Origin of the sequence: Streptomyces sp. NPDC012508, from assembly GCF_042902595.1 — a bacterium.
Classification (GTDB): Bacteria; Actinomycetota; Actinomycetes; order Streptomycetales; family Streptomycetaceae; genus Streptomyces.
Genome location: NZ_JBIBEO010000010.1, coordinates 314,166 through 332,208 on the forward strand (window position 1 = coordinate 314,166; position 18,043 = coordinate 332,208).

At 72.3% G+C, this 18,043-nt stretch carries 22 protein-coding genes and 1 riboswitch; of the genes, 9 read left to right on the plus strand and 13 right to left on the minus strand.

Annotated elements, in window-relative coordinates:
* Positions 1-64: 64 nt before the first annotated feature.
* The 8 genes from ACFY8U_RS31485 to ACFY8U_RS31520 form a co-directional block, all read right to left on the minus strand.
* Entirely contained in the window at positions 65-1,525 is a 1,461-nt protein-coding gene (locus tag ACFY8U_RS31485; protein ID WP_389575630.1) for a Kelch repeat-containing protein, read from the minus strand.
* A 230-nt stretch (positions 1,526-1,755) separates the two neighbouring features.
* Positions 1,756-2,499 (minus strand): urease accessory protein UreD, encoded by a 744-nt coding sequence (locus ACFY8U_RS31490; protein ID WP_389575631.1) that lies wholly within the window; start codon positions 2,497-2,499, stop codon positions 1,756-1,758.
* Positions 2,496-3,185 carry an urease accessory protein UreG gene (gene ureG / locus ACFY8U_RS31495; RefSeq protein WP_361597614.1) on the minus strand — a complete coding sequence of 230 codons (690 nt, stop codon included), beginning with the start codon at positions 3,183-3,185 and terminating at the stop codon, positions 2,496-2,498. The genes ACFY8U_RS31490 and ureG overlap by 4 nt, the downstream gene beginning before the upstream one ends.
* A gap of 20 nt (positions 3,186-3,205) precedes the next feature.
* Complete coding sequence (locus ACFY8U_RS31500) at positions 3,206-3,895, minus strand: urease accessory protein UreF (RefSeq protein ID WP_389575632.1); 690 nt, start codon at positions 3,893-3,895, stop codon at positions 3,206-3,208.
* Positions 3,895-5,616 (minus strand): urease subunit alpha, encoded by a 1,722-nt coding sequence (locus tag ACFY8U_RS31505; protein WP_389575633.1) that lies wholly within the window; start codon positions 5,614-5,616, stop codon positions 3,895-3,897. Before ACFY8U_RS31505 ends, ACFY8U_RS31500 begins: the two co-directional genes overlap by 1 nt.
* Entirely contained in the window at positions 5,609-5,920 is a 312-nt protein-coding gene (locus ACFY8U_RS31510; protein ID WP_389575634.1) for an urease subunit beta, read from the minus strand. The genes ACFY8U_RS31505 and ACFY8U_RS31510 overlap by 8 nt, the downstream gene beginning before the upstream one ends.
* 16 nt (positions 5,921-5,936) lie before the next feature.
* Entirely contained in the window at positions 5,937-6,239 is a 303-nt protein-coding gene (locus tag ACFY8U_RS31515; RefSeq protein ID WP_389575635.1) for an urease subunit gamma, read from the minus strand.
* A 141-nt stretch (positions 6,240-6,380) separates the two neighbouring features.
* Entirely contained in the window at positions 6,381-7,001 is a 621-nt protein-coding gene (locus ACFY8U_RS31520) for a TetR/AcrR family transcriptional regulator (protein ID WP_389575636.1), read from the minus strand.
* 106 nt (positions 7,002-7,107) lie between these two features.
* On the opposite strand from ACFY8U_RS31520, the gene ACFY8U_RS31525 reads away from it, so the two are divergent.
* Positions 7,108-8,109 (plus strand): ABC transporter permease, encoded by a 1,002-nt coding sequence (locus ACFY8U_RS31525; protein WP_389575637.1) that lies wholly within the window; start codon positions 7,108-7,110, stop codon positions 8,107-8,109.
* A gap of 96 nt (positions 8,110-8,205) precedes the next feature.
* Here ACFY8U_RS31525 and ACFY8U_RS31530 read toward each other — a convergent pair whose 3' ends face one another.
* Entirely contained in the window at positions 8,206-8,490 is a 285-nt protein-coding gene (locus ACFY8U_RS31530; RefSeq protein ID WP_361437685.1) for a type II toxin-antitoxin system Phd/YefM family antitoxin, read from the minus strand.
* A gap of 55 nt (positions 8,491-8,545) precedes the next feature.
* Here ACFY8U_RS31530 and ACFY8U_RS31535 point away from each other — a divergent pair, with 55 nt between their 5' ends.
* The 3 genes from ACFY8U_RS31535 to ACFY8U_RS31545 all read left to right on the plus strand — a co-directional run bounded on the left by ACFY8U_RS31535 (position 8,546) and on the right by ACFY8U_RS31545 (position 10,474).
* Complete coding sequence (locus ACFY8U_RS31535) at positions 8,546-9,169, plus strand: ClpP family protease (RefSeq protein WP_389575638.1); 624 nt, start codon at positions 8,546-8,548, stop codon at positions 9,167-9,169.
* 7 nt (positions 9,170-9,176) lie between these two features.
* Positions 9,177-9,482: a hypothetical protein gene (locus tag ACFY8U_RS31540; RefSeq protein WP_389575639.1), complete on the plus strand. Its 306-nt coding sequence runs from the start codon at positions 9,177-9,179 to the stop codon at positions 9,480-9,482.
* Positions 9,483-9,796: 314 nt separating this feature from the next.
* A riboswitch (cyclic di-AMP (ydaO/yuaA leader) is annotated at positions 9,797-9,994 on the plus strand.
* 3 nt (positions 9,995-9,997) lie between these two features.
* Positions 9,998-10,474, plus strand: a complete 477-nt coding sequence (locus tag ACFY8U_RS31545; protein ID WP_361437679.1) for a C40 family peptidase — start codon at positions 9,998-10,000, stop codon at positions 10,472-10,474.
* 222 nt (positions 10,475-10,696) lie between these two features.
* Here the strand turns inward: ACFY8U_RS31545 and ACFY8U_RS31550 are convergent, their stop codons facing one another.
* Complete coding sequence (locus ACFY8U_RS31550) at positions 10,697-11,155, minus strand: ATP-binding protein (protein WP_389575640.1); 459 nt, start codon at positions 11,153-11,155, stop codon at positions 10,697-10,699.
* Between the two features lie 158 nt (positions 11,156-11,313).
* The gene (locus ACFY8U_RS31555) at positions 11,314-12,480 is read right to left on the minus strand and encodes an 8-amino-7-oxononanoate synthase (protein ID WP_389575641.1); all 1,167 of its coding nucleotides are present in this window, start codon (positions 12,478-12,480) and stop codon (positions 11,314-11,316) included.
* Between the two features lie 144 nt (positions 12,481-12,624).
* Here ACFY8U_RS31555 and bioB point away from each other — a divergent pair, with 144 nt between their 5' ends.
* The 5 genes from bioB to ACFY8U_RS31580 all read left to right on the plus strand — a co-directional run bounded on the left by bioB (position 12,625) and on the right by ACFY8U_RS31580 (position 17,387).
* On the plus strand, positions 12,625-13,914 hold the full coding sequence (gene bioB, locus ACFY8U_RS31560) for a biotin synthase BioB (protein ID WP_389575642.1): 1,290 nt from the start codon (positions 12,625-12,627) through the stop codon (positions 13,912-13,914).
* Complete coding sequence (locus ACFY8U_RS31565) at positions 13,907-15,187, plus strand: adenosylmethionine--8-amino-7-oxononanoate transaminase (protein ID WP_389575643.1); 1,281 nt, start codon at positions 13,907-13,909, stop codon at positions 15,185-15,187. Before bioB ends, ACFY8U_RS31565 begins: the two co-directional genes overlap by 8 nt.
* A 397-nt stretch (positions 15,188-15,584) precedes the next feature.
* Positions 15,585-16,283 carry a dethiobiotin synthase gene (bioD, locus tag ACFY8U_RS31570; protein ID WP_389575644.1) on the plus strand — a complete coding sequence of 233 codons (699 nt, stop codon included), beginning with the start codon at positions 15,585-15,587 and terminating at the stop codon, positions 16,281-16,283.
* An 18-nt stretch (positions 16,284-16,301) separates the two neighbouring features.
* Positions 16,302-16,646: a VOC family protein gene (locus tag ACFY8U_RS31575; protein WP_389575645.1), complete on the plus strand. Its 345-nt coding sequence runs from the start codon at positions 16,302-16,304 to the stop codon at positions 16,644-16,646.
* Positions 16,647-16,721: 75 nt separating this feature from the next.
* Positions 16,722-17,387, plus strand: coding sequence for a class I SAM-dependent methyltransferase (locus ACFY8U_RS31580; RefSeq protein ID WP_389575646.1), 666 nt, complete (start codon positions 16,722-16,724; stop codon positions 17,385-17,387).
* A gap of 12 nt (positions 17,388-17,399) precedes the next feature.
* Here ACFY8U_RS31580 and ACFY8U_RS31585 read toward each other — a convergent pair whose 3' ends face one another.
* Both ACFY8U_RS31585 and ACFY8U_RS31590 read right to left on the minus strand, forming a co-directional pair.
* A complete protein-coding gene (locus tag ACFY8U_RS31585) occupies positions 17,400-17,771 on the minus strand; it encodes a fic family toxin-antitoxin system, toxin component (protein WP_389575647.1) in 372 nt (123 codons plus the stop codon).
* Positions 17,768-17,995: an antitoxin gene (locus tag ACFY8U_RS31590; protein WP_361597563.1), complete on the minus strand. Its 228-nt coding sequence runs from the start codon at positions 17,993-17,995 to the stop codon at positions 17,768-17,770. Before ACFY8U_RS31590 ends, ACFY8U_RS31585 begins: the two co-directional genes overlap by 4 nt.
* Positions 17,996-18,043: the final 48 nt, after the last annotated feature.

An 18,043-nucleotide genomic window follows, 5' to 3' on the forward strand; every position in this document is an offset into this window, starting at 1 on the left:
CTTGCCGGGTTCCACCCCGTGACGAGGTGGAACCCGGCAACCGATCACCCTGGCAGCGCGTATCTCAGGGGCGCATGCCGATGGTCGTCACGGGCGGGGTGGGCTTGGGCGAGGGCTTCGCCGTGGGCGTGGGCTTCGGCGTCGGGGTGCCGGCCGAAGCGGGGGTGTCGGCCGGAGCAGGCTTGGCAGCCGGAGCCGGCGTGGCGGCCGGAGCGGGCTTGGCCGGGCTCGCGCTGGGGCTGGAGCTGGCGGCCGGTTCCGGGGCCTGAGCGGGGGCTGTCACCTGGATCCGCGAACCGGCGGTCTTGGCGGGGCCCTGAGCGGGGGTCTCCTTCGGCCTCGAGTCCGGCCGAGAGTCCGGCTTCGGGGCCGACGTCGGGGTCGCGGTCGGCTTCGAGGCCGGCGTCGGGGTCGCGGTCGGCTTCGATGTCGGCGTCGGGGTCGGCGCCGGCTTCGGCTGGGTGACCTCCGCGCGTTCGATCGCGAACGCCTCGGCCGTCCCCGCGATGTTGGCGCCGTCGACGTACCCCGCGAGCGCGTACACACAGTCGCGCTTCGCGTTCCGGGGGCACGGCGCCGCTGCCGCCCCCATCTCGCGGTGGGGCGTGGGCATCGAGGGCAGCGACACCCAGGTGTTGGCGACCGGACTGTACGCCTCCATCGTGTCCGAGGTCGTGAAGGTGTCGTCGAGACCGCCCATGACATACACGCAGCCGTTGCTCAGGCCTTCCGGGCAGGGCGCGTAGGCCGCCCCGGGCCCGTCGTCGCGGCCGGTCGGCATCTCCGGCAGGTAGGTCCAGGCGTTGAGGACGGGGCTGTACACCTCCGCCGAACTCAGTGCGCCGGCGGTGTTGCTCGCGCCGCCCAGGGCGTACACGCAGGTGCCCTTCAGCCCCAGACCCGTGGGGCAGGGCCCGGCCGCGCCGGCGAGGCCGACCCGGGCGGTCTGCAGGGGAGTCACCGTGGCCCAGGTGTTCGTCTCCGGACTGTAGGCCTCCACCGTGGTGTGGATGGGGTTGACGAGGTCGGAGCCGCCGAAGACGTAGACACACGTCCCCCGCAGCCCCAGCCCTTCGGCACACGGCGCGGTGGCGGCCGCGGCGCCGGCCCGGGCGGTCGGCAGGTCCGGCAGGGTCAGCCAGGTGTTGGTGTCCGTGCTGTACGCCTCCGCCGTTGCCAGTGCCGGGCCGGCGGCGGCCGTTCCCCCGACGGCGTACACACAGTCGCCTCGCACCCCTTCGGGGCAGGGAGCGGTCGACGATGCGACCGAAACGCGGGGTGTCGTCATCTGCGGCAGCGTGGCCCACGCGTTGGTGCTGGGGCTGTACGCCTCGAACGGGGCGATGCCCGTGACACCGCCTCCACCGATGGCGTACACGCACGTGTCGAGCAGGCCCTCCGGACAGTGCGCCGCCGTGGACCCGAGGGCGGCGCGGCCGGTGGGCATGGACGGCACCGAGACCCACACGCCCTGCGCGGTCGCGGAGCCGGCCGTCAGGGCCACCAGTGGGGCGATCGCCAGCACCGCCAGCCGTCGCCAGCCTCGTCGCCGTGGTGGCGGGTGCCCCTTCCGGTCATCGTGCGATGTGCGTCTCACAGGAACCTCTCTCCATCTGCCTGGGCCGGACAATCCGACAGAACATATGACTATGTGAGGGGTTCCACCTGAATGCCCGAATCCCGCAGGCGCGCCACGATGTCACCCGCGCAGAGGGCCCGGCTGGGCCACGAGGCCCAATCGCCGGCGCGCGGGCCCTACGACGGCGCGAGGATGTCCAGTGCCTCGTCGAGGATGCGGCGCAACCGGAGCGCGTCGGGGGCCACGGCGGCGACCAGGGCCGCCGGGCCGGCGAGCGGGACGAGGACGGCGTTGTCGGCGAGTGGCCGTGGCTCCACCGGCTTCTCCTCGAACGCGGGGTCCACGACGAGGAGTTGCCCGGTCGCGCGGTGCCCGCCGAGGACCGCTCCGCCGTCCCAGCCGCCGGGGGCGCCGGGTCCGTACGCCAGTTCCTGGTCGAGCAGTGGCCGGCCGCCGCGCTGCACGGTGAGGCGGGTGGTGAGGGTGCCGGTCTCCTCGCCGTAGCGGCCGAGGATCTGCTCCTCGCGGAGCACGAGCCGTGCGGTGGGGGCGAGTTCGACGGCCGTGTGCATCCGCAGGTCGGATCCCCGGGCGGAGACGAGCTGCTCGGGGATCCAGCGCAGCACCGCGCCGTCGCCGACACTCATCCGGAGGTCGTACGTGGCGGATTCGGCGCCGCGGCCTGGCAGGGCGACGGTCGCGGCGGCCGAGTCGACCAGGAGCCGCGCCCCGTCCCGTACCTCGGTGTCGATCGCCAGCCGGTCACCGCCGAGCGGGGCGCTCATCGCGCCGACGACGGTGACACGCGTGTACGCGCCGGTGGTGCGCGTCCGGCGGAGGGCGAGCGGGCCGTCGCCACGGAGGACCGGCAGCCCCCCGTCGGCGTCGGCGACGATCCGGGCGGTGGCGCGCAGGCTCATACGGCGACGGTCGTGGTCCAGGCGGCGAGCCGCTCGCGGACCCAGTCGGCGACGGGGGCGACGCCGTGCTCGCCGGTGAGCGAGGTGAAGGCGACGGGCAGGTCGCCGCGCTGCGCCTCGGCGTCACGGGCCATCCGCTCCAGGTCGGAGCCGACGTACGGAGCGAGGTCGGTCTTGTTGACGACGAGCAGGTCCGCCGTGGTGACGCCCGGGCCGCCCTTACGGGGAATGTCGTCGCCGCCCGCGACGTCGATGACGAAGATCTGGGCGTCGACGAGGCCCTTGGAGAACGTGGCGGTGAGGTTGTCGCCACCGGACTCCACGAGGATGAGGTCGAGCGGGCCGACCGTGTCCTCCAGGTCCTCGACGGCTTCCAGGTTGGCGGAGATGTCGTCGCGGATCGCGGTGTGCGGGCAGGCGCCGGTCTCGACGGCCTGGATGCGCTCGGGCGGCAGGACGGCGTTGCGGAGCAGGAACTCGGCGTCCTCCCGGGTGTAGATGTCGTTGGTGACCACGGCGATCGAGAGCTGGTCGCGCAGCGCCCGGCAGAGCGCGGCGACGGTGGCGGTCTTGCCGGAGCCGACGGGTCCGCCGAGTCCGACCCGCAGGGCGCGCCGGGTTCCGTCGGGGCGGTGGGCGTCGGCGGAGACCGCGCCGATGTGGTCGTGGGAGTGGTCGAGGTGCATGGTACGGCTCCTGGGGTTTCTCAGGACGCGAAGAGGCGGACGGGCCAGGCCGCGTGCTGTTCGGCGGTGATGTCGAGGAGGGGTGCGGAGGCGGCCGGGAGGGCGTCGACGCCCTGGCGGGCCGCCGCGGCGGCCCGCTCGGCGACCCGGTCCATCTCGGGGGCGAGGCGGGCGAGGACGGCGGTGGCCCGGAAGGGATCGAGGCTGAGCAGGCGTACGGCGGCGGTGGCAGGGCCGCTGACCGTCTCGTACGCGACGCAGTGCGCGGCGTCCTCGGGGCCGAGTCCGGCCGCGCGTGCGGCGACGCCGAGGACGATCGGCTGGTGCGCGCCACGCGGGAAAGCCGTGGCGAGCGCGTCGAGTTCGGCGCACGGCCAGGTGGCACGGGCCGCGCGCATCATCTGCCGGCCGAGCTTGCGGGCGACCGCGCGCAGGGCCGGTGACGGGGTGCGGGCGTCGGCGGCCGTGTCGAGGTCGTACGGGTCGTGACCGAGCGCCGCCGCGGCGGCGAGACCTGCCGCGGTGAGCCCGGCGGTGTGCAGCCGGCCTCTGCAGAACGCGGCCAGGCTCGCCGCGTCCGTGATCCGCCCGGCCTTGACGGCGGCCTCCGCCCCACCGGAGTGGGCGTGCCCGCCGGCCGGGAAGCGCCCGTCGGCGAGGACGAGGAGCGCGGCGCGGCCGACGGTGCCGTGTGTGGTCGTGGACGTCATCAGAAGAGGAAGTAGCGCTGGGCCATGGGCAGTTCCTCGGCGGGTGCGGGCTCGACCGCCTCGCCGTCGATGGTGACGGTGAAGGTGTCGGCGTCGACCTCGACCCGGGGCAGGGCGTCGTTCTCCCGCATGTCGGCCTTGGTGACCCCGCGGGTGCTGCGGATGGGGGTGAACTCCTTCTGGACGCCGACTCGTTGGGGCAGGTCGTCCTCGATGGCCGCCTCGGCGACGAAGTTGAACGAACCCGCGGCTGCGGCCTTGCCGAGTGCGCCGAACATCGGGCGGGGCAGCACGGGCTGCGGGGTGGGGATCGAGGCGTTGGCGTCGCCCATCTGCGCGTACGCGATCTGGCCGCCCTTGAGCACCGTCTGCGGCTTCACGCCGAAGAACGCCGGCTCCCAGAGCACGAGGTCGGCGAGCTTGCCGGGTTCGACCGAGCCGATGAGGTGATCCATGCCCTGCGCGACGGCCGGGTTGATCGTGTACTTGGCGACATAGCGACGCGCTCGGTGGTTGTCCGCGCGGCCGTCGCCGGGCAGGGCGCCGCGGCGCTGCTTCATCATGTGCGCGGTCTGCCAGGTGCGCATGATCACCTCACCGACGCGGCCCATGGCCTGGGAGTCGGAGGAGATGATCGAGATGGCGCCGAGGTCGTGCAGGACGTCCTCGGCGGCGATGGTGGAGGGCCGGATACGGGACTCGGCGAAGGCGAGGTCCTCGGGGACTGCGGGGTTGAGGTGGTGGCAGACCATCAGCATGTCGAGGTGTTCCTCGATGGTGTTGACGGTGTGCGGCCGGGTCGGGTTGGTGGAGCTGGGCAGTATGTAGGGCTCCGAGACGACGGTGATGATGTCGGGTGCGTGCCCGCCTCCGGCGCCCTCGGTGTGGTACGCGTGGACGGTGCGGCCCGCGATCGCGGCGAGGGTGTCGCCGACGAAGCCCGCCTCGTTCAAAGTGTCCGTGTGGATGGCGAGTTGGGCGCCGGTCTCGTCGCAGACGCTCAGACAGGCGTCGATGACGGCGGGGGTCGCCCCCCAGTCCTCATGGATCTTGAAGCCCAGCGCGCCGCCCCTGAGTTGGGAGTGCATGGCCTCGCGGGACATCGTGTTGCCCTTGCCCAGCAGTCCGATGTTGACGGGGAAGGTGTCCAGCGCCTCGAACATCCGGGCGAGGTGCCAGGGGCCTGGGGTGATGGTGGTGGCCTTGGTGCCCTCGGCCGGTCCGGTGCCGCCCCCGACGAGCGTGGTGACTCCGGTGGCGAGGGCCTGCTCGACGACCGTGGGCGAGATGAAGTGGACATGGGCGTCGACGGCACCGGCGGTGACGATCTTCCCGTTGCCGACGATCACCTCGGTCTCGGGGCCGATGACCAGGTCGGGGTGGACCCCGTCCATGGTGTCGGGGTTGCCGGCCTTGCCGATACCGGTGATCCGGCCGTCGCGGATGCCGATGTCGGCCTTGACGACGCCCCAGTGGTCGATGATCACGGCGCCGGTGACGACGGTGTCGGGCGCCCCTTCGGCCCGGGTGGTGCGGGCCTGGCCCATGGACTCGCGGATGACCTTGCCGCCGCCGAACACGGCCTCGTCGCCCGCGCGCCCTGGGCCGCCGGAGCGGTCCTCCTCGATCTCGACGAGCAGGCCGGTGTCGGCGAGCCGGATGCGGTCACCGGTGGTGGGCCCGAACAGGTCGGCGTAGACGGCACGGTGGAGCTCAGGCATCGAGGGGACCTCCGACCTCACCGCGGAGTCCGGGGACCACACGGCGCCCCGCCAGCGGGACGAGTTCGACCTCGACCGGGATGCCGGGCTCGAAGCGCACGGCGGTGCCGGCGGCGATGTGGAGCCGCTGCCCGCGCGCGGCGGCGCGGTCGAAGTCCAGGCCGGGGTTGGCCTCGGCGAAGTGGTAGTGGGAGCCGACCTGGACGGGCCGGTCGGCGGCGTTGAGGACGGTGAGCCGGGTGACGGGCCGGCCCTCGTTGAGGGCGACGGGACCTTCACCGTAAAGAATCTCTCCGGGGATCATCGGCAGCGCTCTCCCGTCACAGGATCGGGTCATGGACGGTGACGAGCTTGGTGCCGTCCGGGAAGGTGGCCTCGACCTGGACGTCGTGGATCATCTCGGGGATCCCCGTCATCACGTCGTCGCGGGTGAGCACCTTGCGGCCGGAGGCCATCAACTCGGCGACGGTGCGGCCGTCGCGGGCGCCCTCCAGGACGTGCGTGGTGATCAGAGCGACGGCTTCGGGGTGGTTGAGCTTCACTCCGCGTGCTCTGCGCTTCTCTGCCACGTCCGCCGCGACATGAATGAGCAGGCGCTCCTGCTCGTGCGGGGTCAGTTGCACGCTTCCACCTCACAGTCGTCCACCGGGCAGTTCTCTCCCCGGACAGCAGCGGACCCTACCGATCGTCAACACTCTGTTGAGCTGCGGTGATGGGCCGCTCGGCCAGACATTGCACGTTAAGGCGGAAGTTTTTCCGACGCGTTAACTCGGGCTTTGCATCTCCATGGACATCAGCCCGCGCAGGCCGTCCACCAGGACGTCGACCTCCACGTCACCGAAGAGCGCCTGCTGCGCTATGAAGCCCTGGGCCGTGGCGATGAGGGTGCGCGCCACCCGGTCGGCGGGTACGTCCGCCGTCATGATCCCGTTCGCGCGGTAGGCCTCGACGAGCTTCGCCCAGGCCTCGCGCATGCCGTGGTACCCCTCGGAGAGCGTCCGGAAGAGCTGCTCGTTGCGGAGGGTCTCCGACCAGACCTGGAGGATCAGCCGGGCGAACGCCTGTCGATCGGCGCCCGCGATGCGCTCTTCGAGGAAGAGGCGCAGGACGGCGCCGAGCAGCACGTCGGGCGTGGGCGGCGGGGTGGTACGGGAGGCCTCCTCGAAGGCGCCGCGGATTCCGGCGAAGGCTTCCGCCGCGATGGCCGCGATCAGCTCGTCCTTGCCGCGGAAATAGCGGTAGACCGCTCCCGCCGACAGCCCCACCTCGGTCAGCACGTCCGCCATGGACGTGGCGTGGAAGCCGTTGCGGGCGAAGCAGCGCGCGGCGCCGTCGAGGATCTGACGGCGGCGGGCGTCGAGGTGTTCCTGGGAGACACGAGCCATGCCCGAAATCTAAAAGGAACATTCATTCTTGACAAGCGAACGCCTCGGCGGGACAGTGGCCTCACTCCGCAAAACGAACGATCCTTCTCTTTGAATCGAGAGCGTCATGTCTGCCACCGCCACCCGCAAGACCCTCGCGGTGATGGTGCTGATCCCGGTCGTCGTGGCCCTGGCCCTGTGGGCCTTCGCCTGGCCCGCCGCCCGGATCGCCCCCCGCGACCTGCCCATCGGCGTCGCGGGTCCCGCGACCGCCACCGCCCCGCTGGAGCAGCGGCTCGCCGAGCACGACGGAGCCTTCGAGGTGCACCGGTACGACTCCGAGGCCGCCGCCCGTACGGCGATCGAGGACCGGGTCGTATACGGCGCGGTGGTCGTCACACCGCAGGGCCCCGAACTGCTGACCGCCTCCGCCGCGAGCCCCGTGGTCGCCGGGCTGCTGCGCGAGGCCGTGACCGCCCAGGCCCCGGCCGGCGCCCAGGTCACGGTGACCGATGTCGTCCCGGCCCCCGCGGGCGACCCCCGGGGCAGCGCGTTCGGCGCGAGCCTCTTCCCGCTGGTCCTGGCCGGCGCCGCCTCGGGCATCGTGGTGACCGTCCTCCAGCTGCGCCGGGGCCGGGCGGCCCTCGCCCTGATCGGCGCCGCCACGCTCGCGGGCATCGTCGGCGTCTCGCTGGGCCACAGCTGGCTCGGCGCGCTCACCGGCGACTGGTGGGCCGAGGCCGGCGTCCTCGGCCTGACCGTGCTCGCGATCGGCGCGACGATCGCGGGGCTCGCCGCGCTGGTCGGCAAGCCGGGAATCGGCGTCGGAGCGCTGCTGATGGTGCTGCTGGGCAACCCGTTCTCGGGCGTGGCGAGCGCGCCGGAGCTGCTGCCCGCACCGGCGGGCGCGCTCGGTCAGTGGCTGCCGCCGGGCGCGGGCGGCACCGCACTGCGCTCGGTCGCCTTCTTCGACGGCGCGGGAGCGGGCTCGGCGCTGCTGGTCCTCGGCATCTGGGCGGCGGCCGGTCTGACTGCGCTCCTGCTCGGCGGGCGGCGGGACAGGACCGCGGGCGCGGCGGCGGCCGCACCGGCTCCCGTACCCGCGCCGTCGCCGGCACCCGTGGGCTGACGCTCGCGGCGACACCGTGGGCTGACGCCTTCGGGCCGACGCCCTTCTCGTACGGCCGCGTGCCCCCGCTGTAGCGGACGGGGGCACGCGGCTCTGTCATGCGCCGGGGGTACCGGGGGCGCGATGGCGGGCCGCGATGCCGAAGCGGCCCTGTTCACCGGGAGCGGACGGGAGGGGGCGCACCTCGGAGACCGAGCTGACCGTCAGATCCTCGACAGCCTCGTGCTCCGCTTCGAGTCGTGCCAGGTCAGCGGCCGAGACCAAGGCGACGAGCGGCTTGCCGTGGCGGGTCACGACGACGCGTTCATTGCCGTACACCACGCGGTTGATCAGGTCGGCGAGCTCTGCACGTGCTTGCGTCACCGGAATCTCGTAGGCCATGCTCCTCATCTTACGGCCTGTACGTCCTGTACATTTTTTACAAGGAGGGATGCACATGCGTGCCCGCTACGTCCTGCCCGAGTTCACCGAGCGCACCGGCTCCGGGAGCCGGACCCTCGACCCGTACTCCAAGCTGCTCGAGGAGCGCATCGTCTTCCTCGGCACCCCGATCGAGGAGACCTCGGCCAACGACGTCATCGCACAGCTCCTGCACCTGGAGTACACCGCCCCGGAGCGGGACATCTCGCTCTACATCAACTCGCCCGGCGGTTCGATCAGCGCCATGGCCGCGATCTACGACACGATGCAGATCGTCACGTGCGACGTGGAGACCACCTGCCTCGGGCAGGCCGTCTCGACCGCCGCCGTGCTGCTCGCGGCGGGCGCACCCGGGAAGCGGCTCGCGCTGCCCGGCGCCCGGGTCGTGCTCCAGCAGCCCACGACGGACGAGCCGTTGCAGGGACAGCCGAGCGATCTCGACATCCAGGCAAGGGAATTGATCCGGCTCCGCGCGATGCTGGCCGGCATCCTGGTCACCCACACCGGGCAGAGCCCCGAGCGGATCGACGCCGACATCGACCGCGTCACCGTCCTCGACGCGCCGGCCGCCACCGCGTACGGGCTGGTGGACCACGTCATTCAGAACCGCGGGGCGTCGGGCGGCGCCGGGGCCCGGTGAGCCGGACATGGTTCCCGAGCTTCCACCCCTGCCCGCCCTGACGCGCGCCGAGGGCGAGTTCATCGACGCGTATCTCGAAGTCGTCGATCTGCTGGGACGCATCAATCCATCCAGGGGATCGCATACGTATGGGGCGCTGCGCGCGGCGCAGGCTCTGGTGGGGAAGGCGAACGCGCTGCGCGACGCGCTGACGATGATGCATGTCCGCGGCGAGAGCGAGGTCCACGCGGAGACATTGACCCGCGCGCTGCGGGTGTTGGACGGGGAGCGCCGGGCACACCGGGTCACCGTGCCGGAGGCACCGGCGAGTTGACATTCCGCCGTGTCGTGTCGAGGTCCACTCGGAGCAGCGGAGCCGCAGAATCGCTCCCTCGTTCGGCGTAGTCGACGAATCGACATATGTGCGGGGTGAGTTGCGCAACAGGTGTACGCATCTGGCGGAATCGGGCGTTCCACCCCTGGTCCGGGACTCGTCGGCCAAACCTCCGAAGATCACGAAACCTGCCTGTCCACTCGAATGGATCAGTCGTGAGGAGCCTCACATAACGCCGTTTCGACTCGGATTTCGCCCTGGTTGTGGGTCAAGATCCCTCACGACGACAAGCCCCCGCCACCGCGGCGGGGCGGTCCGGGCGGACGCCGAGTCCTGCCGCTGTCCCGGATGTCTGGTCGACAGGAGTGGATCGGCAGGAGTGGAGGACCCGAGCAGTACGGGACGGCCGCCCATCCGGGCCGTTCCTCGGGGTGAAGCCGCAGCCGCGGCCGGGCAACTTCGCCAGCCCGAACCCGACAGGTCATCCTTCACAGGCGGCTGACGAAGGGTTGCGCATGAGTGCGCAGATTCATGTCCCGTCCATGCTGTCCCGGGCCGGAGCCGTCTCGGCTCTCACCCTCGCCGCCCTCGGCGGCACGATGCTGGCGCCAGGCGCCGCACCGGAGGCCCAGGCCGCGACGTCGCACGCCGGCAAGGCGCTCAACGTCGCCGCCTCGAAGAAGGGATCGCCCTACAAGTACGGTGCGTCCGGGCCGACCAGGTTCGACTGCTCGGGGCTCACGCTCTACTCGTACAAGAAGGCGGGCAAGTCGCTGCCCCGTACCGCGCAGCAGCAGTACAACAAGACCCGGCACATCTCGGCCTCAAGCCGGCAGAAGGGGGACCTGGTCTTCTTCCACTCGGGTGGAAGGGTCTACCACGTGGGGATCTATGCGGGTAGCGGCAAGATCTGGCACTCGCCCAAGACCGGCTCCTGGGTGAAGCTCGACAAGATCTGGTCGTCCAAGGTGTATTACGGCCGGGTCCGCTGACGCCGCGCCGAATCGGACGCGCCGTGTTGTGATGTGAGCTGACGCGGCGGGTGGGTGCGGTGGCGCCGCCGCACCCCTCGCCCTCAGCGCACGGGAGATACCAGCTGCTTCACCCCGAGGGCGGCACCCCTGCCGCCCGCTCCCCCACCCGCCCCGGCCGAGCGTCATCACTCGTCCGGACTACACACCCCGCGTCCCGGCTGCGTGGCACGTCGGTACCGGCTAGGAGCCGGCGGGCTGAGCGGCGAGCGCCTGGTGCGGGGCGGCGGTCCAGGGGAGGTTGATCCAGACCGTCTTGCCGCCCTCGCGGGTCGGCGTGACGGAGAGCCGCCCGCCGGCCTCGGCCGTCAGGAAACGGATGATGACCATCCCCCGGCCGTTGTCCTGCTGTACAGCCGCCGGGAGCCTCTTGGGCCAGCGGGGGTGGCTGTCGGTGACGCCGATGTGGAGCTGCTCCTCGCGCTCCAGGCGGATGTCGACGGTGAAGGTGGGCGACTGCCCGAAGGTGTGCTGGACGGCGTTGGTGGCCAGTTCGGAGACGATGAGCCGGACGGTGTCGGCGGTGTCGTCGGCCTCCGCGAGCCCCCAGCCGGTCAGGACGTCGGCGACATATCTTCGGGCGGCGGACACCGAGGCGGGATCGCTCGGCAGAGTGACGGTTGCTTCCTGGTGGTCTGCCATGGCGACGCTGTCCCTTTCCCACCGGGCCCGGCCCGGATTGCGCTACGCGTCAGAGTGCCACCGATCGTGCCGCCCTGTATGGCGATCCACCAAGATATGTGCATATTTGTCGCTCGAAGCGGTGAACTCTGGTACGAGATACCGTATTTGGGCTGCGCTCAGTGGGCCGGAGGTGCTGTCCGCACGATCGTCGCGACGGCCTGCTCGATCTGTGTGTCCGTCAGATCCGCGCGGGCGGTGAGCCGCAGCCGGGAGACGCCGTCCGGTACGGACGGCGGCCGGAAGCAACCCACGACGAGCCCCTGGTCACGGCAGTCCGCCGCCCACCGCAGCGCCGCCTCCGGCGAGGGCGCGCGGACGGAGACGACGGCCGCCTCCGGGCGTACGGCGGTCAGGCCGGCCGCGGTGAGCATCCGGTGCAGCGTGGTGGCGACGGTCCGCGCGCGTTCGGCGAGGCCGGGGTCGCCCTCGATCAGCCGCAGGCTCGCCAGGGCGGCACCCGCGGCGGCCGGGGCGAGGCCGGTGTCGAAGATGAACGTACGGGCCGCGTTGACCAGGTGCTCGATCACCCGGGCAGGACCGAGGACCGCTCCGCCCTGGCTGCCGAGCGACTTGGAGAGGGTGACGGTGGCGACCACGTCCGGGTCGCCCGCGAGGCCGGCGGCGTGCAGGCCGCCCCGCCCGCCGTCCCCGAGCACGCCCAGACCATGGGCATCGTCCACGACGAGCCCGGCACCGTGGGCGCGGCAGGCCGCGGCCAGCTCGGCCAGCGGGGCCTGGTCGCCGTCCACGGAGAAGACGGAGTCGGAGACCACGAGGGCCCGTCGGTCGGGGTGGGCCTGGAGGGTCTTGCGTACCGCCTCCGGGTCGGCGTGCGGGACCACGGCCGTCTCGGCGCGAGAGAGCCGGCAGCCGTCGACGATCGAGGCGTGGTTGCCCGCATCGGAGACGATCAGCGCGTCACGGCCGCTCAGCGCGGTGAGGGCGGCGAGGTTGGCGGTGTAGCCGGAAGAGAAGACGAGGGCCGCCTCGAAGCCGCAGAAGTCGGCGAGTTCCCGCTCAAGCCGGGTGTGCAGCCGGGTGGTGCCGGTGACGAGCCGCGAACCGGTGGAACCGGCGCCCCAGCGGCGGGCCGCCTCGGCCGCCGCCTCCGTGACCTCCGGGAGGCGGGTCAGTCCGAGGTAGTCGTTGCTCGCCAGGTCCAGCAGATCCGACTCGGCCGCCCGTGGCCGGAGCGTACGGACGAGCCCCGCCTCCGCGCGGCGGCGCGCCTCCGCGTCGGTCCAGTCGAACGGGGTCCGGCGGGTGTCCTCGTCCCGGTGCATGGGGCAGATCCTTTTGTAGGCAGCGCACAGACCCTAACCCTCCGTGCCCGGGGACAGGGTGTGGCCATGCACACACCTCAAACCGGCTCGTTTGTTCAGATCCTCCTTGGCCGCGAGGTGTGCCGTAGGCGAGGATCAGCCCTTATGGACCTGCTGAACACGCTGGTGGACAAGGGGCTGCGGCGCGAGCTGCCGAGCCGTGAAGAAGCGCTCGCCGTGCTGGCGACCTCCGACGACGAACTGCTCGATGTGGTGGCCGCGGCCGGCAAGGTGCGCCGTCAGTGGTTCGGGCGGCGCGTGAAGCTGAACTATCTGGTCAATCTGAAATCGGGGCTGTGTCCCGAGGACTGCTCGTACTGTTCCCAGCGGCTCGGCTCGACGGCCGGGATCCTCAAGTACAGCTGGCTGAAGCCGGACGAGGCGTCGCAGGCGGCCGCCGCCGGTGTCGCCGGCGGGGCGAAGCGCGTCTGCCTGGTGGCGAGCGGCCGGGGGCCGACGGACCGGGACGTGGACCGCGTCGGCAAGACCATCGAGGCGATCAAGGAGCAGAACGAGGGCGTCGAGGTCTGCGCGTGCCTCGGCCTCCTCTCCGACGGCCAGGCGGAGCGGCTGCGCGCGGCGGGCGCCGACGCGTACAACCACAACCTGAACACGTCCGAGGGGACGTACGGGGAGATCACCACCACCCATACGTACCAGGACCGGGTGGACACCGTGCAGAAGGCGCACGCCGCCGGTCTGTCGGCGTGCTCCGGACTGATCGCGGGCATGGGCGAGAGCGACGAGGACCTGGTCGACGTCGTCTACGCGCTGCGCGAGCTGGACTCGGACTCGGTGCCGGTGAACTTCCTGATCCCGTTCGAGGGCACCCCGCTCGCGAAGGAATGGAACCTCACCCCGCAGCGCTGTCTGCGGATCCTCGCGATGGTGCGGTTCGTCTGCCCGGACGTCGAGGTCCGGATCGCGGGCGGGCGTGAGGTGCACCTGCGCTCGATGCAGCCGCTCGCGCTGAACATCGCGAACTCGATCTTCCTCGGCGACTACCTGACCAGCGAGGGCCAGGCCGGCAAGGCGGACCTGGACATGATCGCGGACGCGGGCTTCGAGGTGGAGGGCGCCGGCACGACGACGCTGCCCAAGCACCGCGCGGACGCGCTCGCGGAGGCCGCTGCCGGTGCGGCCGGCCGGTGCGGCTCCACGGCGTCCGCGGGCGGGGGCTGCGGCTCGCACGCCGAGGCCGGCGGCGGTTGTGGCTCGCACGCCGAGGCGGGCGGCGGCTGCGGGCCGTGCGGCGGCCACGCTCCGGCCGCGGAGACGGCCCCGGAGGCGGAACCGGAGTCCGGGACCGCCGCCGAGGGAGTGCCGGGAGCGCGTACGGACCTGGTCGCGGTACGCCGGCGCGGCGCCGGGACGGAGCTCGCGCCGAATGCGTAACGACGAACTGCTGGCCCTGGACCGGGCGCACGTCTGGCATCCGTACGGCCCCATGCCGGGCCGTACGGACCCGATGGTCGTCGCGTCCGCGTCCGGGGTACGGCTGCAGCTCGCCGAACCCGTCCACGGACAGGGCGAGTTGATCGACGGCATGTCCTCGTGGTGGTCCGCGATCCACGGCTACAACCACCCCGTGCTCAACGAGGCGGCGCACGGTCAGCTGGACCGGATGAGCCATGTCATGTTCGGCGGGCTCACCCACGAGCCGGCCGTCCGGCTCGCCACGCGCCTGGTGGAGATCACCCCCGAGCCGCTCCAGCACGTCTTCCTCAGCGACTCCGGCTCGGTCTCCGTCGAGGTCGCGGCGAAGATGTGTCTGCAGTACTGGCGGTCGGTGGGGAAGCCCGGCAAGCAGCTGCTGATGACGTGGCGGGGCGGCTACCACGGGGACACCTGGCAGCCGATGTCGCTGTGCGACCCCGAGGGCGGGATGCACCACCTGTGGTCGGGCGTGCTCCAGCGCCAGGTCTTCGTGGACGCGCCGCCGGTCGCGTACGAGGAGTCGTACGCCGACATGCTGCGGGAGCAGATCGCGCTGCACGCGGACGAGGTCGCCGCGGTGATCGTGGAGCCGGTGGTGCAGAACGCGGGCGGGATGAGGTTCCACTCGCCCGAGTACCTGCGCGTGCTGCGCGAGGCGTGCGACGAGCACGGCGTGCTCCTGATCTTCGACGAGATCGCGACCGGGTTCGGCCGCACGGGCACGCTGTTCGGTGCCGACCACGCGGGGATCTCGCCCGATGTGATGTGCCTGGGCAAGGCGCTGACCGGCGGCTATCTGTCGATGGCGGCGACGCTCTGCACGACGCGGATCGCCGAGGGGATCTCGCGCGGCGAGGTTCCGGTGCTCGCGCACGGGCCGACGTTCATGGGCAATCCGCTGGCGTCGGCGGTGGCCTGCGCGTCGATCGACCTGCTGATGTCCCAGGACTGGGCGCTGGAGGTCAAGCGGATCGAGACGGGGCTGCGCGAGGGCCTCGCGGACGCGGCCGCGCTGCCGGGTGTCCGGGAGGTACGGGTGCTCGGCGCGATCGGCGTGGTCCAGCTGGACCACGACGTCGACATGGCCGCGGCGACGGAGGCGGCGGTCCGCGCGGGCGTCTGGCTGCGCCCGTTCCGCGACCTGATCTACACGATGCCGCCGTTCGTCACGGGCGACGACGACCTGGCCCGCATCTGCGCCGCGGCCCGCGCGGCAGCGACGGCGGGCTGACACCGGGGCCGGCGTCTTCGCGGCGCCGGGCGCCCGACCGTGGTGTCCGGACCCCCTCGGGGGCTGAAACGGGCAGGCCTACCGACCCGGCCGGCCCGTGTCCCCCTCGGGGCGGGCTGCGGCCCGGCACACCGGCCGGCGGTCGGTGCCGTGCCTTCCCGGGCGCATGCCCGCCGCGGCACATCGGACGGCTGTTGCCGTCCACGCCCCCTATGGGCCGGTACGGCCGGCCCACGAACACGCCGGCCCCTGTCCGCCCCTCGGGGCGGGCTGCGGGCCGGTTCACCAGACGGCCGGTCGCGTCCGGGCTCCCTTCGGGGCTCCGGGTGCGGGTCGGTGCAGCGGATCACCCTGCGGCCTCGTGGGCGCGGGGGGCATAGAGAGGACTCGAGACACCATGACCGTCATCGTCGTCAGCGGTACGGGGACGGAGATCGGGAAGACGATCGTGACCGCCGCCGTGGCCGCCGTGGCCGTCGCTCAGGGGCGGTCGGTCGCCGTCCTCAAGCCCGCGCAGACCGGGCTCGCGCCCGGCGAGCGGGGGGACGCGGACGAGGTCGTACGGCTCTCCGGAGCGGCGGTCTCCGAGGAACTGGGCCGCTTCCCCGAGCCGTTGGCGCCCGCCACGGCGGCCCGGCGGGCCGGGATGGCGCCGGTCGGGCCACGGGCGGTCGCCGAGGCGGCCGCGAAGCTGGCCGCCGAGCACGATCTGGTGCTGGTCGAGGGCGCGGGCGGCCTCCTCGTCCGCTTCGACGACGACGGCGGAACGCTGGCCGACGCGGCCCGGCTCCTCGGCGCCCCGGTGCTCGTCGTGACGCCCGCCGGGCTCGGCACGCTCAACAGCACCCAGCTGACCGCGGAGGCGCTCGCGGCCCGCGGCATCGAGCAGCTGGGCGTGGTGATCGGCAGCTGGCCCGCCGTCCCGGACCTCGCCTCGCGCTGCAACGTGGCCGAGCTTCCGGAGATGGCCGGTGCGCCGCTCCTCGGGGCCGTACCGGAGGGCGCGGGCGCGCTGGACCCGGCGGACTTCCGGGCGCGGGCGAGCACATGGCTGGCCCCGGCGCTCGGCGGGTCCTGGGACGCCGACACGCTCTGACCTCCGTAGGCTGGATCCATGCGCGCATACGTTTCGGAGATCGTTGTCGACTGCGCCGATCCCGCGGGTCTCGTACGGTTCTGGGCCGCGATCCTCGGCGGGGCTCCGGTCGACCGGAGCCCCGACTGGTCGTACGTCGATCCGCCCGGGTTCGTACGGATCGCCTTCCAGCAGGTCCCCGAGGGCAAGGTCGTGAAGAACCGGCTGCATCTGGACCTGACGGCGCCCGAGCTCGACGCGGCGGCCGACGAGGCGACCGCCCTCGGCGCTGCACGGGTCGGCGGTATCGTCACGGACCCGCAAGGGTCCTTTCAGGTGATGCGTGACCCGGAGGGCAACGAGTTCTGCTTCGTGTCGGGCTGAGATGGGCGGTACGGGGGCAGAATCCTTCCGTCCGTCCGCGTCTGCGACGTCGAGCGTCGGAGGAGGAGGTCCGCGATGTCCTCGCGTTCCACCCGGGTCCCCCGGGATGCCGTCCACCATCCCCTTTTCGCGCGCTTCTACGCGCGGTTCAGCGTCTCCGCCGACACGAAGGGCGGCATCGGCGCCCTGCGTACGGAGCTGCTGACGGGCCTTTCCGGCCGGGTGATCGAGATCGGCGCCGGGAACGGGCTGAACTTCACGCACTACCCCGGCGCCGTGTCCGAGGTCGTGGCCATCGAACCGGAGCGCCATCTGCGGCAGTTGGCGGCGGAGGCCGCCCTGCGCGCCGACGTGCCGGTGGACGTCGTCCCGGGGGCGGCGGAGGCGCTGCCGGTGAAGAGCGAGGCCTTCGACGCGGCGGTCGCCTCACTGGTGCTGTGCACCGTACGGGATGTCCACAGGGCACTCGCCGAGCTGCACCGCGTCCTGCGTCCGGGTGGCGAACTCCGCTTCTTCGAGCACGGGTTGGCGCCGTCCCCCGGGATGGCCCGGGCCCAGCGCGCCCTGGACCGCACGGTGTGGCCGCGGCTGTTCGGCGGCTGTCACACGGCCCGTGACCCGCTGGCGGCGATCGAGGCGGCGGGCTTCGAGCCCGTCACGTACCGAAACTTCGAGGTACCGGAGAGCGGTCCCCGACTCCCCTCCTCGTACTGCGTGTTGGGCGCGGCCCGCAAGATGTGAGGAGCCGTCGGCTCAGCGGCTCCACTGGCGCAGCTCGTCCGCGATGACCCGTACGTCGGCCTCGCCCTTCTTCACCAGGCGGGCCAGATCTCGCACCTGTTCGGGCGAGGTGACGACCTTCAGGCCACTGGCGACCAGGTAGCCGTAGGCGACGGCGGAGGCGAACATGGCGTTGGAGTGCTCCAATGCCGGTACATGCAGCAGAAGTTGGAGCAGGGCAGCGGCGCGGGCGTGGGGGTCGCTGTACACGGGCACGCCGAAGATCTCGGCGTCGTGCCGGCCGACGGCGGCGACGAGCGCACCCCAGTCGGTGACCTGGGGGTCGCCGGGCGTCTGGTGTTCGGCCACCATGAGCAGCCAGGAGAGGTCGACCGTGAGGCTCATGCGGTGCGGTCGCGCTCCGTGCCGAACTCCTCGGCGAACACGGCCTCGTACTGCTTCATGAAGTCGGCCGCGGCCTCGACGAAGGCGCGCCCGGACTCCCCCGCGTCCTGCTGGACGAGTTCCTCGATGTAGCGGTTGACGCTCATGCCGCGCTGCTGCGCCCGCCTGCGGGCGGTGTCGGCGGTGTTCTCGTCCACGCGTACGTTCAGCTGAGTCTTGGCCACACCCCCACGCTAGCGCCGCTGCGCTAGCACCGACAAGGGGAGCCGCCG